Here is a 15,118-nt window from a genome sequence, read left to right on the forward strand (position 1 = left end):
TACGCGTGATACAATTAATCCGTATGAAAAAAATAAGAAGCACTTTTGCCCTTCGAGGGGGGCTTATCATCGCGATACTGCTCATGCCGCAAGCCGCTGCTTTCGGCGCCACCGCGATCCCGAAGGGGACCGCCACGTTACCGGTGCCCGCTTCCTGCGATCTCGTGCTGAACGGGGTCAAGGCGCGCATTGCGCCCATAGGCGAAGTTCCTGTCGCAGGCGGGGATCTGGACCTCTCTGTCACTCTTTCGAACGAGAACGCCTATCCGGTAAGGGGCATGGATGTCGTCGCACGCATCTCGAAGCTCGCTCAGAAGGCCGGCGACGCATATGCGATGGCTACCGATACCGTCGCCCGCATCGATCTGGCCAAAGGAGTCTCTCTTTCGACCGGCGAATCCCGAGAGATCGCCCTTGCGTGGCATATGCCGGCAAATCTCGTAGCAGGGCCGTATCGCGTCGATATCTTCGCTAATTCAGGCGATTCGGCCGTAGGGGGGAACGAATATCTCGGCGTGCCGGCAGGAAGCTATCCGGTCCGCATCGCAGGCGGAACAAAGGAAGTCTCGTTCCTGAAGCCTTCTTCGGTCGCCGTCAACGGAGCCAAGCCGTTCGCCAATCTTGTCGCCGACGTAAGATCGGCCTCGAATGCCGTGTCTGTCGTGGCCCAGAGCACTCATTCAAAGGCGGTATCGGCGACGATGCGCTGGAGGGTCTATAGCTCTTATTTCGCGGACGAGGCCGCTCTCGTAACGACGAAATCGGAGGCGGTGACTATCCCTGCGGGTGGAACGCAGGCTGTATCCTATTCGTTCAGCGGAGCGGAGAAGGGAACCTATCTCGTCGTCGGCGAGCTCGTCGACCAATCGAAGGTCTCGCGCGTAGCCGTGCGATTGAACAGGACAGACAAGCCTGAACCGGTCGTTCGATCGCTCGTGCTCTCTGATTTTCCCCTCTCGTCGTCGGGCGCAACTCCCGTATTCGGCTGCATCGCCGACAGCTCTAACGGAAATCTCCCTGCGACCGCGGTAAAAGTGACTCTTACCGATGCGAAAGGCTCCGTCGTATATTCAGGCGCTTTCCACAAGACCCCATCGAATCCCTTCCTTCAGTTCATCGGCAATATACTTCCGAATATAAAAGCCGAGAATCCTCTTACGCTCGCCCTTACCGCGTATGCCGCGGACGGAAGCGTCATCGCCGCGAAATCGGTCGTCTATTCATGCGATGACGGCTCTTGCGACCAGAGCTCAGGAGAGGATACGGCCACATACGCCGGCATCGTCGCGCTCGCTCTCCTCGCGATCGCCGCGCTTCTGGTCTGGGAAAAGAAGCACAGGAAACAACTCTAATATGAAACATATGAAGAACCTGTTGAAATACGTTTCGGTCGCAGCAGCGGTGCTCGTCTTGGCGCTGATCGTCGTGCCGCATGCGGCTTCGGCTCAGTGGTACTACGGCTTTGGAGGCTATAGCTTTAACCCTAATACGGACGCGCTCTACATAGACGGCGTTCGCGTCGAGTTCTGGCCTCCTAATGAGGGCGGAGACAATGGAGGAGGAGGTGGTTCCGTCAGCATGGATACTCAGTGCCCTGACGGCTCTACGGTCCCGGAGGGACAGCAGTGCCCTCCGACCACAAAGGTATGTCAGGACGGCAGCGTCGTCGCCATAAACGATTCGTGTCCTCCGCTCACCAAACAATGCCCTGACGGCAGCACGGTTGATATCTCTGCCCAATGCCCTCCGACGACGAAACAATGCCCTGACGGCAGCGTCGTGGCCATAAATGCCCAATGCGCGCCGAATACATGCCAGGACCCTTCGGCATCGAACTATGGCGGAAGCCTTCCGTGCGACTATCCTCCGGCTCTCTGCACGGATCCGTCCGCTTCTAACTACGGCAATTCGCTTCCATGCCAATATGTGCCGATTCAGTATTGCAACGACCCAGCGGCTCTAAACTATGGCCAGCCGGGAGATTGTGACTATCCTCCTGCAGTGACTATATGCCAGGACCCTTCGGCATCGAACTATGGCGGAAGCCTTCCGTGCGACTATCCGCCGATATGCTCTGATCCGTCCGCTTTGAACTATGGCCAGGAAGGCTCGTGCTCGTATCCTCCGCAGAATGTATGCGAGGATCCGAATGCCAACAATTACGGCCAGGTCGGCGGATGCACATATGGCGGCGGGGGAAACAATGGCGACAATAATAACGCCCAAACAGGCTTCACCATCTCCGGTCCGAACAGCGTGAGCGCCACGTTCATCGGAACCCAGTCGGGCGAATCCCAGGTCGCTTCAGTCACGGTGAATCCGGTCGGTGGGTTCGACTCCGATGTCGCCGTTGGAGTGAGTTCGACCTCGTGCCCGAACGTTTCCGGCTATTCGTTCGACGGCGGTCCGTATACGTCGTCACCGGCGACGGTCATGCGACAGAATCCTAGCGGATGGTATGCAGCTCCTTCAGGCAATCTCTATCTCGCGGTGAGGGTCGGTTTCTCGAGTCCTATCCCGTCTCCGTGTCAGGTGACGATCGCCGCTTCGGGCGGCGGCAAGAGCGCGGATTTCACCATGACCGTCCATCCTGATTCCAAGAATCCTCAATTCCAGGAATTCTAGGCGCTTCGCGGTATGGACTTCGTCTTCATACTTCACGCTATAGCCAACGCATTCGCGTCGGGAAGAAGCGTGATCAAAGTCGTGCTCCTTGCCGTCGCTGTTCTTATCGCTATCGGCGCGCGGCTTTACTATCGGAGAAGAGAGGGCGAAAAAGGCGCGGCTGCAGGGATACCGGAGAGGATATTTTTCTGGGCCTTGGGCGCATCATTCCTCCTGGGAGCCGTCGTCACATGGTATGCGTATGTGACGTTCGGTGCCGGACCGGACCGGGTCATCGTCGCGATCGCCGAGCGCGACATCTCGACGACGCAGCCTTTTCATAGCCATGTGATGAAGGCGGCCTTTGGTGCGATCGCCGGCCTTGTTCCGGAGCATACGAGGCTCGCATGGGAGAATTCGGCTGATTTCGGCTATGCATACGCAAAGACATTGCCGCCGTGGATCGGCTTCGCGGGCTTCGCTGATTGCGCCGCGCTCGTCTCTCTGGCGATATGGCTCTTTGTCCGCTTCGCGGCGAGAGAGCGCAGGCTTTCCCTCGTCATCCTCTTTGCCGTCGCTCTGGTATCCGCGCTAAAGAACGTATTTGACGGAGGGGCGACGAACCACGAAGCGATTCCGGCGACCATCGTCTTGGGGCTCCTCGTTTTTGGGACGCGGCCCAAGAAGGCTCTGCTCGGGCTCGCGATCTTGCCTCTAGGCTTCGCGCTCGCAGGGGTCTGCTTTTCAGGCATGCCTTTGGGCGGAGCAGCGGAATATCTCCGTCATGCATTCGGATTAATGCTCATATATATATGCTGGTTCGCTCTTTCGGAGGATCGTGTTCCCAAGGTCCCCGCTATCATCGGGCTCATTGCCGGGGTGTTGTCTCTCGCGTCTCTCTTCGGTCTCGGCGCGCGCGACGCGCAATATGCCGCGACGCCGATATCGTATATCCAGACGTTCATCGGCACCTACGGCGACACCGAGCTCGGACAGTCGTACGAGAGGATCGGGTCTCTTTCTATACGCTCGTTCGCGACCACTTCTTCTCTTACGATCGGCGGCTTGGCGTCCCTGATTGGAGAGGGTACTGCCTATAGCCCTATCTCTATCCGTACGAAGAGCTGCGAGTTCAAGAATGCGACGGCGCGTGTCTCGCTTGAAGCCGTCTCACGCTTCGACCTTGCCAAGCCGGCGGTTGTCCACAAGCTCGCGCGTATAGACAGCCTTATCTTTCGAGGAGAGAGCGATGGGTGGAAGCGATATGACGCCGATGTTTCCTTTTCAGAATGCGTCCCTCGTTCATTGACCGTCATCGCAGAGCTTTTTCATGAAGCGGGGGCGCCGTATCTTATCCTCCTGCCGCGATTAGGCGAGTCAGGCATGCCTTACTGATCTATGGATACTCTCTTCAAAGAGGCAGAGACTCTCATAATTCTTGCAGGAGCCGTGAATATCGCTCTCAATATACTCGGCGCGCTTAAGCGCCGCTTCGGTCTGGAGAGATTCGACGCACCATTCGATTTCCGGATCGCCATCGGCGGGAGGAGGCTTTTGGGCGCGTCGACGACTTGGATCGGATTCATCCTCTGTGCTCTTTCGGGGGCGCTTATGTCCGTTTGGGGCATAGCATACGGCTATGTCATAGCATTCGGGGTCTTTTTTGGGCATGCTCTGGGCAGTTTCATAAAGCGAAGGATGGGCGTAGCTGACGGGGGTCCGCTTCCTCTGGTAGATCGTGCCAATTTCGTCGTCCTATCGGGAGCCGCGCTTCTCTTTATGGGCTCGATGCGCCCTGTCGCATATGTCGCGGCGGTCATCCTTGCCTATTTCATTCATCCTGTATTCTGTAAACTGGGTGTCATGCTCGGTATCAGGGTGGTACAATAGGGCCAGTCATGAAAAATAGATTCGCGGCAATATTTTTCGCTCTCGCGGCGGTCATCTTCGCCTTTCCTTCCGTCTCTTCGGCCGGTTCCGCTCATAATATGTCAGGCTTCGCCTGGTCGTCGACCATAGGTTGGATCAGTTTCAACTGTACCAATGACAGCAGCTGTGCGACCGCTGACTATGGCGTGAATAAAGACGCTGACGGCACTCTCAACGGCTATGCGTGGTCTTCGAACGTCGGCTGGATACAGTTCAGCGGCCTTTCGAGCTTTCCGACGGGCGGCGGCACTTCGGCGGTAAATGCCCAAATGTCCGGATCGAGCCTTATCGGCTGGGTCAAAGCCGTCGCGGCTGACGGCAATGGCTGGGACGGATGGATAGCGCTCTCCGGCACGGGCTACGGCGTGACTCTTTCAGGCACGGCATTCACCGGCTATGCATGGGGAAGCGATACGGTCGGCTGGATAAGCTGGAATTGCCTCTCTGACAGTTCCTGCGGAGCGGCGAGCTATGCCGTCAGCCTCTCCGGCGACGCGTCTCTCGACATAACGAGCGGCGGCTCGACCATCGTCGGGTCGAGTTCGGTCCCCTACGGCACTATCCCGACATTCCAGTGGACCCTCACGACTCTTCCGGTCGGGACGACATGCGCGGTCTCCAAAACCTCTTCCGGAGGCACGGCATTCACGACTATAAGCGGCATAACGTCTTCGGGTTCCGCATCGGGAGACCCTCTGACCGAAGGCCCGTACACGTTCCAGATACAATGCATGAACGGCGGTTCGACGCTCGTTACCAAGACGGCGAGTTTCACCGTCGCCTCCCAGCCGCCCGGCTTCGATCTAGGCCCGTCCGAAACCGCTTTCATCCAATTCCTCAACGCAGGAGAGGCGACATCCCAGCAGAAGAGCATATTCGTGAGCGCATTCGGCGGTTTTTCGAATCCGGTCACCATATCGATCACTGGATTCCCGGCCGCCCCGGCTTCGACGACCTTCTCGTATTCGCTCGGCGGCAGCGCTTTTTCCGCCAATCCGCCGAGCGTCGTCATCAGTAGCCCGTATTCATCGGGTACGACGCTCAAGATCCGCGTGACGAGGGTCTCCGGCGCCCCGGCATTCACCGGAAATTTCACGGTGACGCTCACAGGCACGGCCGCGGGAGCGTCGGCTGATACCAAAGATATCGTCCTCACGCCGACGACCTTCGTCCCGGCATTCCAAGAATTCTAAGCCTAAGAATAAAATCATGAGCAAAACAACGAAAGTGATCATTCCAATCCTTCTCCTTACCGTCGTGGCGGGCCTTGTCGCGCTTATGATGCGGGCACATAATAAAGGCATGGAGGATACTCCCGAATACCGCGCGCAGGTCATCGATACGCTTACCGCATCATCGAACCCAAAGCCTGACCAGAAAGTCATCGATTCTCTTTCCGCTCCCGCCGCTCCATCGAAAGAAGAAGGAGACATATTAAAAACATTACAAGCGCAATAAAAATCCATGAGCCGAAAGATCTTTAAGACGTTCGTCATAGCTCTCGCCGCAGTCCTGCCTCTTTCCGCCTCTGCGCAGTGGTCAGGGCCGGGAGCGACCCCGCCTTCAGGCAATGCTGCTCCGCCTCTCAATACGTCCTCGACCGCGCAATCGAAAGCAGGCGGACTCCTCTTGAATACCGGCAACGCGACGAACGGCCTCATCGTTCAATATGGAAACGTCGGCGTGGGCGCTACGTCTCCGGGAGCGAAGCTTCATGTGCTCGGCGGCGGCGCCATTCTGGGCACCACGGGGTCGGCCGCTAGTTCAAGGACCCTCACCATCCTCGATAACGCTGACGGCCAGATAAACTTCGGCTCGTATTCCGGCCAATGGAGGTCGTCTATCCAGATCCAGTCGAACGACGCGGCGCGCCTCCTCTTTATCGCTCCTCCTGAATCGGACTACGGATACGGCATCCTCCGCGCGGCGAACGGCGGACTTAAAATAGACGTCGGCGGCACGACGGGGGACAGCGGCAGCAATGCGATCTCGATCGAATCGAACGCCAAGGTCGGCATCGGCATGACGCCGTCGGTCAAGCTCGACGTGAACGGCGAGATACAGACGAACGACTGGCTCTACAACTCGACGTCAGCCAAAGGCCTCTACAATACCAGCACGGGCAAGCATTTCTATTCGGAATCCGCGAGCTATTGGGCGCTGAACTCTACCAACGGCCTTGTCCTTCGGAACGGCTACGCGGGAACGGTTACGGGCTACCTCTATTGGGACGGAACGGCCGGTTCGAACAACTTCGGCCTCCTTTCGCCGAACGGCTCCTGGAAAGTGCGAACGGATAATTCCACGACCCAGCTCTACGGCAACGTGTACATGCCCTTCTTCTATGACACTGACAACTCGGCCTATTATGTCGACCCTCATAGCGTGTCGCGATTCAATGATATCCGTCCGAACATCATCTATGACGGCAACGACACGAACTATTATCTCGATATGAACGGCTCGTCGAAGATCGGGTATACGCTCTTCCCGGGCGGTGCGAACATGCAGTCGACGCTCTATATAACGGGCGGCGCTCTGTGGGCGCAGGGAGGAGTGACGACATACCTCGACGGATATGTCTGGGTCCGAGGCCCGGCATACGGAGGGCAGGGCGATGTCCAGATCGACGGCGACCTCTCGCTCGGCGCTCATGTAGCGAGCGGAGGAGGAGGAACGATACATCTCTATGGCGACGGCTACTATTGGGGCTCGTGGAACAACATGTCGGACCAGAGGCTCAAGAAGAATATCGTGCCTATCGCCGATCCTATCGAGAAGATCGAAAAATTGAACGGCGTCGCATTCGATTGGAAGGATTCGGGCAAACATTCCGTCGGCGTCATCGCGCAGGACGTCGAGAAAGTATTTCCGGAGCTCGTATCCACCGATGACAAGACGGGATACAAGGCGGTCCAATATCAGAACCTCGTCGCTCCTCTCATAGAAGCCGTAAAGGCTCAGCAGAAGGAGATCGAGGCGCTCAAGGCGGAAGTCGAAGCCCTCAAGAAAGACAGATAACTGATACACTTAATATGATCAAACACATGAAAATCATATATCGAGCATCGTCTGCCGCCGCTGCGCTCCTTGCCGCCGCTTCGGTCCATGCTCAAGCGATCCCTCAGCAGACCGTAACGCCGCCTCCGCCCCCTCCGAACATCGTAGCCCCGACGCCGGCGACCCCTGCGATCGGAGCAGGTTCTTCGGCGAGCGTCGTCTCTGAGACGGCGCCTGCCGCCAATACGGCGGCTTCTTCGGGAGGTACCGCGTTGGCGGCTCCCGGCAACGCTTCGGCATCGGGCGAAGCTCCTGTCGGAAACGTCACGGCAAAGCCGACGGCTGATCCTTTGTCGAGCCTTAACGCTCCCGGCGCTTCGACGGCAGGAAAGACGAATACGCCCGTCACGGCTCCCGTGAAAAGCACGACAAGCGCTGCTACGGGCGCCATCTCTTCGCTCCTTCCGGTCGATGCGGCGAACCAGCTCTCGTCGAATGCAAATATCGTGTCTGATAAGCTTCGTGGCGCCATCGATAAGCTCGTCGCGGCCCGCGACAAGATCGTCGTGAGGAACGAGGCAGTGAAGGCGCGCGCGGCAGCCGGCACGGCTTCTGAGGCCGACGCTAAACTCGCAATGGCGGACGCCAAGCTCGCCCTCGCGCGTGCGGCGGTAACGGCGATCGCTGCTTCGATATCAGGCAGATCGACGGTCGAATCGGCGGCGACGGCTCTCGAGTCGGCTGATGAAATCGCCCGCACGTCCATTCGCGCCGCGCAGGGCGCTTTGAAAGCCGCCCTTACAGTTCTTCAGGCCGCCGAGGCGAATAAATAAACGCATATGAACCCACAAGAAAATTCAAGCAACCGCGCATACTGGATGATCCTCGCTGGCGTCGCTCTCCTCGCTGCTTTGGGCCTCGTCGCGTTCTATCTCTATCTCCAGAAAGAGGCCGCTCAGACGCCCGTTGACCAGACTCCCGTCACGACGGTTCCTGTGAATAGCGGCTCGCAGCAGAATGCGGCGTCATCGGGCTCTCAAAGCGGGGCCACGACTGCAGAGCAGGATCTTTCGGGGGACGTGCTTTCAGGCACTGAATACAATCTCCGCGCTGGTTTGAGCCAATAATGGCCGATTGACGCCCTTTGTCAGGCGAGGGATAATTTTCTTAGTATGAACCCTCTAGACCATCCTGTGATAGCGGGGTTTGCAGTCATCGTCGCGACCGGCCTGTGGCTCGTCTTGCTCAAGGCAAGGCAGGCTCCCAAAGGCATCGAAGACGAGCAGGGGTTCCATTATGCCGAAAAATAGCCCCATACCCCGAAGCGTTGCGAGAGCGGCCTTAAAGGCCGCTCTTTTCCGTTTAGCCGTCTGCGCCCGTCTTGCGGTATAATAGATACACCGCTCTCTCTATGTACATCGAAGAATCCCAGCTCAAGCAATTCATCGCTGATTCGGGCCTCGTCTCGAAGAAAGACATGACCGATGCTCAGACAGAAGCCAAAGCCAAGAAGACGGGTCTCGGAGAGATCCTCGTCAACCACGGAAAGATATCCGAAGACGATCTCCGCAAGATGCAGGCATACATCCTTGGCATCCCGTTCGTGGATCTCAAGGGCCAGAAAATAGATTTCGCCATCCTCTCTCTCATTCCCGAGCCGATCGCGCGAAACCATAATATCGTCGCGTTCAAGAAAGACCCTTCGGCTCTCGAGGTTGCCATGCTCGACACCGACGACCTTTCGGCCATCGATTTCATAAAGAAGAAGACCGGCCTCAAGATCCTCTCGCGCCTCACCGATACCGAATCCATAAAATCGGTCCTTCTCCAATATCAGAAGAGCCTTAAGGCCGAATTCGGCGATCTCATAAAAAACGAGACCGCGACTCTGAAAGCGCTCTCCGAGGAGATCGGTTCGAAAGGGAAGAGCGGCGACGACCTGAAGAAGATGGCCGAGGACCTGCCGGTCATCCGCATCGTGGATACGCTCTTAAAGCATGCCATCATCCAGGGCGCATCCGATATACATATCGAGCCTCTGGAAAAAGAGCTTTTGGTCCGCTACCGCATAGACGGCCTCCTCCACGACGCTATGGTCCTGCCGAAAGAAGCCGAGATGTCCATCACGGCGCGCATCAAGGTGCTCTCGAACCTCAAGCTCGACGAGAAGCGCCTTCCGCAGGACGGACGATTCAAAGTAGAGATGAACGGCGAGAAAGTCTCGCTCCGCGTCTCTATCATGCCGACGTTCTATGGCGAAAAGACGGTGATGCGCCTGCTCCGTGAATCGGTTTCCGGATTCACGCTCGAGCATCTCGGTTTCCACGGCCCTGCGCTTGAACGGATCCACGATGCGACGCGATTGGCGACGGGCATGATCCTGGCTACAGGCCCTACGGGTTCGGGCAAATCGACGACGCTCTATACGGTCCTCGATATCCTGAACCAGCCCGACGTGAATATCGCGACGGTCGAAGATCCTGTCGAATATCAGATGCCGCGCGTGAACCAGACCCAGGTCCGCCCCGACATCGGATTCACGTTCGCGTCGGGCCTCCGATCCCTTGTCCGCCAGGATCCGGACATCATCATGGTAGGCGAGATCCGCGACAACGAGACGGCGTCCCTTGCCGTGAACGCGGCTCTTACGGGTCACCTCGTGCTTTCGACCCTTCATACCAATTCCGCCGCGGGCTCCATGCCGCGCCTCATGGATATGAAGATCGAGCCGTTCCTGCTCGCTTCAACGCTTGCCGTCGTCATCGGCCAGCGCCTCGTGCGGCGCCTCGCGGACAATAAAGACCTCAAGCCTTTGACTAAGGCCGAGCTCGGCGCATTGGGCAAGGTCGTGGATCTTGACCGCATGCTCGCGCTTCTCCGCGACGAGAAGATCATCGGTCCGAAGGACGATTGGGCTAAGGTCATGTTCGGCTCCCCTCGCGCCGAAGGCGACAATGACGGATACAAGGGCCGCGTCGGCATCCATGAAGTGCTCAAGATGACGCCGACGATCAGGGAGCTGATCATGAAAGGAGCGACGTCCGCCGAGATCGAGGCGCAGGCCAAGAAAGAGGGAATGATCACCATGCTCGAAGACGGCATATTCTCCGCCGCTCAGGGCCTGACGACGATCGAAGAGGTTCTCCGCGTGGTTTCCGAATAGATCTCGAACAAAATGCTTTTCTCATACACAGCGGTTCGAAAAGACGGCACCCATTACGAGGATACGCTCGAGGCTGCCGACAAATTCGCTCTTTATAAAGAGCTCCATGCCCGCGGCGAGACCGTGCTCTCCGTTTCCGACAAGAGATCGAAGCCGAACGCGCTCAAGCGCTTCGCATCGATTAGCCTCGGCGGCATAAAGGCCGAAGACAGGATCCTTTTTGCCAAGAATCTCTCCGCTATGATCAAGGCGGGCCTTCCTCTGTCGCGCTCGCTCGCGGTCCTCGATCGCCAGATGAATAAGAAGCAGTGGAAGGGGATCATTGCGTCTCTCGAAGACTCTCTCTCCAAAGGGTCGAGCTTTTCCCAGGCTCTGGCAGCGTTCCCGAAGTATTTCCCGCCGTTCCTCACGTCCATGGTCGCCGTGGGCGAAGAATCCGGATCGCTCTCCCAGTCCCTTTTGATCGTCGCGGACCAGCTGGAGAAATCGCATAACCTCCAGAAAAAAGTCCGCGGCGCGATGATATATCCAGCTATCATCCTTACCGTCATGGCGGCGATCGGCGTCATGATGTTCGTATTCGTCGTGCCGAAATTGACCGCGACGTTCGCTTCATTCAATACCGAGCTTCCTCTCGCTACCCGCTCCGTCATCGCGGCGAGCGATTTCTTCAGCCATTACTGGCTCATCGTCCTTGTCGCGCTTATCCTCGTCGTCCTTGGCGTATATGCATTGGCGAAGACCGCCGGAGGCAAGAGGGCGATCCACAAGCTCATCCTCAAGCTACCTATCACCGGCAAGATCGCGGTCAATATAAATACCGCCCGCACGGCCCGAACCCTTTCGTCCATGCTCGCGTCGGGTGTCGATGTCGTCGCGGCGCTCCGCATCACGGGCGACGTCGTCCAGAACATCCATTATCGCGCGATGCTCCAGAAAGCCGCCGATGATATACAAAAAGGCTCCACGCTCCAGTCGCTTTTCGTCAGCCGCGAAGACATATATCCGGCATTCATAGCCGAGATGATCGGGGTGGGAGAGGAGACAGGCACGCTCTCGAAGACTCTCCTCGAAGTCGCGTCGTTCTATGAAGCCGAAGTTGAGGAAAAGACCAAGGACATGTCCACTATCATCGAGCCTGTGCTCATGGTGATCATCGGCATCGGCGTCGGTTTCTTCGCGCTCGCCATGATATCGCCGATCTACTCGCTCTCGAGCGCTATATAGATGAAAACTCCTGTTCCCACAACGCGCGGATTCAATATCGTCGAGCTCCTCCTCGTCATCGCCATTCTTAGCCTGGTCGTGGGCGTTTCCGTCCAGTCCTATGTGAACTTCTCGCGCGCGCAAAGCCTCGCCGCCTCGGCTTCGGCTCTCGCCGGCGCGCTCCGCGACGCCCGCGCGCGCACCCTCGCCTCTGTTTCCGCCTCCCAGTACGGCGTGAAGACCGACACGAACATATTCACGGTCTTCAAGGGCTCTTCGTTCTCTTCGTCCACCCCGGGGAACGAGACGTTCACGTTCCCTTATCCCGTGGCCGCTTCCTCGTCTTCGTCCATGCGCACGGTCACGTTCACCCGCGTGACGGGGAACGCGTCGGCGTCTGGTACAATTGACCTGTACCTTCCTGGCCTCCCCGGTGTCCAGAAAAAGACGGTCTCCATACAGAATACGGGGCTCGTAAGCATCCAATAGATGAATCCCAAAGGATCAGTGATTCTCGAAGTCGTGGTCGCCGCGTCCATCATGGCCGTCGTCGCTCTCGCATTCCTCGGCAGCTTCGCTGTCCTCACGCGCGTCCATGAAAGGAATATGTTGTTCATCAAGGGCGACCTCCTCGCCGAAGAGGGCCTCGAGGCGATGCGCTTCATCAAGGCCGCGGGCTGGAACAACCTTTCCGGCATTCCTTCCGGTACGGCGCGATATCTGGCCGTCGGCGTCTCGGCCTGGAGCGTCACGACGACTCCTGAAAGGATCGACGGCGATTTCTACCGCACCATAAGGGTCTATCAGGTATCAAGGAATTCGTCCGACGACATCGTCGCGTCGGGCGGGACCGTCGACGCGAATACGCTCCTTACCGAATCGAGCGTCTCGTGGTCGTATCGCGGCGCCACGACGACCGTAACATATAAGGCTTATGTCACGAACATCTAAAGGATATACTCTCGTCGAGATGCTCGTCTATATCGCGCTCATCGCGCTCCTCTTCAGCGCGCTCGCGGCGGCGGTCTCACAGATATCGAAATCAGAGCGCCGCGCCCGCGCATTCCTCGACATAAACTCTGCGGCCATATCGGCATTCAGTCGCTTCTCGCGCGACATCCGCCGCGCTACGTCCATCGATATCGTGAACAGTACGCTCTCCGCGAGCTCAGGCAAGCTCGCTCTCATCATGAAGAATGCCGACGGCACGTCTTCGACGACGAAATTCTATCTGTCCGCCGACGGCATGGTCAAAGTCGAGCAGGACGGCGTATACGCCGGAAGCGTGACATCCGACAACATGCAGGTTTCGAACCTGACGTTCTGGAAATTCTCGCAGGCTTCGACCACGGCAGTGAGGATAGAGATGACGCTCGCTCCCGATGCTTCCACAACCGTGCCGGCGCTTAACTTCTACGGCACGTACGTCCTGCGAGGCTCATATCTTGAATAACTAAGGCCTTCCATGAAAAAAATATACGAAACGCAGAAAGGATTCGCTCTCATGACCGCGCTCATATTTGTCCTCGTGGGCGGGGCGGTGATCGTGGGCGGCATCGCGGACGCCGTCTCGCGCGAGGTCAAAACGGTCCGCAACGAATCTAATTCCAAGCAGAGCTACTACACGTCTGAGTCGTCTCTCGAAGACTCCATATACAGGATCAAAAACAGCAAGCAGATCGGATCGGTCGAGACGCTCGCTATCGGCACGACGAAGGCAACTTCCACTATTGTTACGGGCTCTGATGGCGACAAGCAGATAGATTCGGCGAGCGACGTCGTCGGCACGAACCGCACGACCGAAGCGACGCTCGATATAACTGCGGGCGTGTCATTCCCATTCGTGCTCCAGGGCGGAGTAGGGGGCATAGACCTGAATAGCGGCTCGGTTACGGGCGATATCTATACGACCGGATCAATCCGCGGCTGCGGATTCTGCAGCATATCAGGCCTCGCCACGGCAGCGGGCGGATCGTCGGCTGACTTGGACCAAGATAATTCATCGCCTTCGACGCCGACTAATTCCATAAGCTTCGCTTCGACGACGAATGCCCAGGACTTTGCGCAGAGCTTCACTGTTTCGCAGACGCTTTCGATCGCCGATCTCCAGCTATATATAAAGAAAGTGGGCAGTCCTTCGAATGCGACCATCAGGATCACGACGAATAGTTCCGGCTCGCCGTCGAATACGGTTCTTGCGAGCGGCACACTCTCCTCGTCCCTGGTTTCGACGTCGTATTCATGGGAAGACATCACCCTCACGGCCAATCCGATACTGACCATGGGCACGACCTATTGGATAGTCATAGACGCTAATAACAACTCCTCGAATTATTACGTCATCGCCGCGAATAATAACGCCTATAGCTCCGGCTCGGCGAAGCTTGGTAAATACAACACGTCGTGGAGCAACGTCTCTCCGGCGACTCTCGATGCGTATTTCAGGATCTATATCGGCACGAATCAGACGAGTATCGAAGGCATAGACAGCTATACCGGATTCACGGTCGGAAGCGCGTATGGATACAACGTATCGAACGTGACCTCGTCGGGCGTGCTCTACTGCCAGACAGGAAGCGAGAATAACAAGGCCTGTGACACGTCCCGCGGCGATCCTCCGATAGAGCAATATCCCGCGGCCGACTCGACCATCACGGGTTGGAAGGCTACTGCAGCCGCAGGCGGCACGTATTCGGGCAATCGAAGCGTCGATTGGTCGGGCGCGACCATCGGCCCGCAGAAGATAAGCGGCAACCTGACGGTTTCCGGCGGCGGAACGCTCGTCGTATCTGGCATAATATGGGTCACGGGCGACGTGACGATAAACGGCGGCGCGACCGTCATGCCGCAGGGAACGGGCAAAAGCTTCGCCATCATCTCTGACGGCAAGATAAGCCTCAACGGCGGCGCGAGCATCACCGGAAGCTCTGGAAACGGCCACATACTCCTCGTTTCCACCAATACGGCCGATCCGGCCATCACCATAAACGGCGGGGCGAATGATACGGTCGTTTTCGTGCCGTACGGCGGCCTCCTCATCACCGGCGGCGCCACCGCAAAAGCGGCTTCGGCAAAGCATATAACGACCGACGGCGGGGCGAACCTCATATATGACCCTTCTGTAGCGAGTTTGAACCTTACCGGCGGTACGACCGAAGGCTCTTTCGGCATAAAGACCTGGAAAGAAACCCAATAGCGCCTCTGCTATAATTGGGC

At 57.5% G+C, this 15,118-nt stretch carries 16 protein-coding genes; all 16 read left to right on the forward strand.

Translation table 11 applies throughout. From position 1 onward, the window contains the following. Positions 1–23: 23 nt before the first annotated feature. Positions 24–1,352: a hypothetical protein gene (locus VHE10_02000; protein HVU06536.1), complete on the forward strand. Its 1,329-nt coding sequence runs from the start codon at positions 24–26 to the stop codon at positions 1,350–1,352. 1 nt (position 1,353) lies between these two features. Beyond that, positions 1,354–2,625: a hypothetical protein gene (locus VHE10_02005; GenBank protein HVU06537.1), complete on the forward strand. Its 1,272-nt coding sequence runs from the start codon at positions 1,354–1,356 to the stop codon at positions 2,623–2,625. A gap of 12 nt (positions 2,626–2,637) precedes the next feature. Then, positions 2,638–3,999, forward strand: a complete 1,362-nt coding sequence (locus VHE10_02010) for a hypothetical protein (protein ID HVU06538.1) — start codon at positions 2,638–2,640, stop codon at positions 3,997–3,999. 3 nt (positions 4,000–4,002) lie between these two features. Further along, on the forward strand, positions 4,003–4,494 hold the full coding sequence (locus VHE10_02015; GenBank protein HVU06539.1) for a CDP-archaeol synthase: 492 nt from the start codon (positions 4,003–4,005) through the stop codon (positions 4,492–4,494). A gap of 8 nt (positions 4,495–4,502) precedes the next feature. Further along, on the forward strand, positions 4,503–5,726 hold the full coding sequence (locus tag VHE10_02020; protein HVU06540.1) for a hypothetical protein: 1,224 nt from the start codon (positions 4,503–4,505) through the stop codon (positions 5,724–5,726). Positions 5,727–5,742: 16 nt separating this feature from the next. After that, positions 5,743–5,991 (forward strand): hypothetical protein, encoded by a 249-nt coding sequence (locus VHE10_02025; protein ID HVU06541.1) that lies wholly within the window; start codon positions 5,743–5,745, stop codon positions 5,989–5,991. A gap of 6 nt (positions 5,992–5,997) precedes the next feature. After that, on the forward strand, positions 5,998–7,554 hold the full coding sequence (locus tag VHE10_02030) for a tail fiber domain-containing protein (GenBank protein ID HVU06542.1): 1,557 nt from the start codon (positions 5,998–6,000) through the stop codon (positions 7,552–7,554). A 26-nt stretch (positions 7,555–7,580) separates the two neighbouring features. Then, positions 7,581–8,366: a hypothetical protein gene (locus tag VHE10_02035; protein HVU06543.1), complete on the forward strand. Its 786-nt coding sequence runs from the start codon at positions 7,581–7,583 to the stop codon at positions 8,364–8,366. Positions 8,367–8,372: 6 nt separating this feature from the next. Further along, complete coding sequence (locus tag VHE10_02040; GenBank protein HVU06544.1) at positions 8,373–8,660, forward strand: hypothetical protein; 288 nt, start codon at positions 8,373–8,375, stop codon at positions 8,658–8,660. A gap of 45 nt (positions 8,661–8,705) precedes the next feature. Then, positions 8,706–8,843, forward strand: a complete 138-nt coding sequence (locus VHE10_02045) for a hypothetical protein (GenBank protein ID HVU06545.1) — start codon at positions 8,706–8,708, stop codon at positions 8,841–8,843. A 101-nt stretch (positions 8,844–8,944) separates the two neighbouring features. Beyond that, positions 8,945–10,696: an ATPase, T2SS/T4P/T4SS family gene (locus VHE10_02050; protein HVU06546.1), complete on the forward strand. Its 1,752-nt coding sequence runs from the start codon at positions 8,945–8,947 to the stop codon at positions 10,694–10,696. Between the two features lie 12 nt (positions 10,697–10,708). Continuing rightward, the gene (locus VHE10_02055; GenBank protein ID HVU06547.1) at positions 10,709–11,923 is read left to right on the forward strand and encodes a type II secretion system F family protein; all 1,215 of its coding nucleotides are present in this window, start codon (positions 10,709–10,711) and stop codon (positions 11,921–11,923) included. Then, positions 11,924–12,391, forward strand: coding sequence for a prepilin-type N-terminal cleavage/methylation domain-containing protein (locus tag VHE10_02060; protein HVU06548.1), 468 nt, complete (start codon positions 11,924–11,926; stop codon positions 12,389–12,391). Further along, a complete protein-coding gene (locus VHE10_02065; GenBank protein HVU06549.1) occupies positions 12,392–12,853 on the forward strand; it encodes a hypothetical protein in 462 nt (153 codons plus the stop codon). It abuts the gene before it with no gap. Beyond that, complete coding sequence (locus VHE10_02070) at positions 12,837–13,355, forward strand: prepilin-type N-terminal cleavage/methylation domain-containing protein (protein HVU06550.1); 519 nt, start codon at positions 12,837–12,839, stop codon at positions 13,353–13,355. Before VHE10_02065 ends, VHE10_02070 begins: the two co-directional genes overlap by 17 nt. A gap of 12 nt (positions 13,356–13,367) precedes the next feature. Beyond that, complete coding sequence (locus tag VHE10_02075) at positions 13,368–15,098, forward strand: choice-of-anchor R domain-containing protein (protein HVU06551.1); 1,731 nt, start codon at positions 13,368–13,370, stop codon at positions 15,096–15,098. The last annotated feature ends 20 nt before the right edge of the window (positions 15,099–15,118 follow it).

Source organism: Candidatus Paceibacterota bacterium, assembly GCA_035546035.1.
GTDB lineage: Bacteria > Patescibacteriota > Minisyncoccia > Phycocordibacterales > UBA6065 > UBA6065.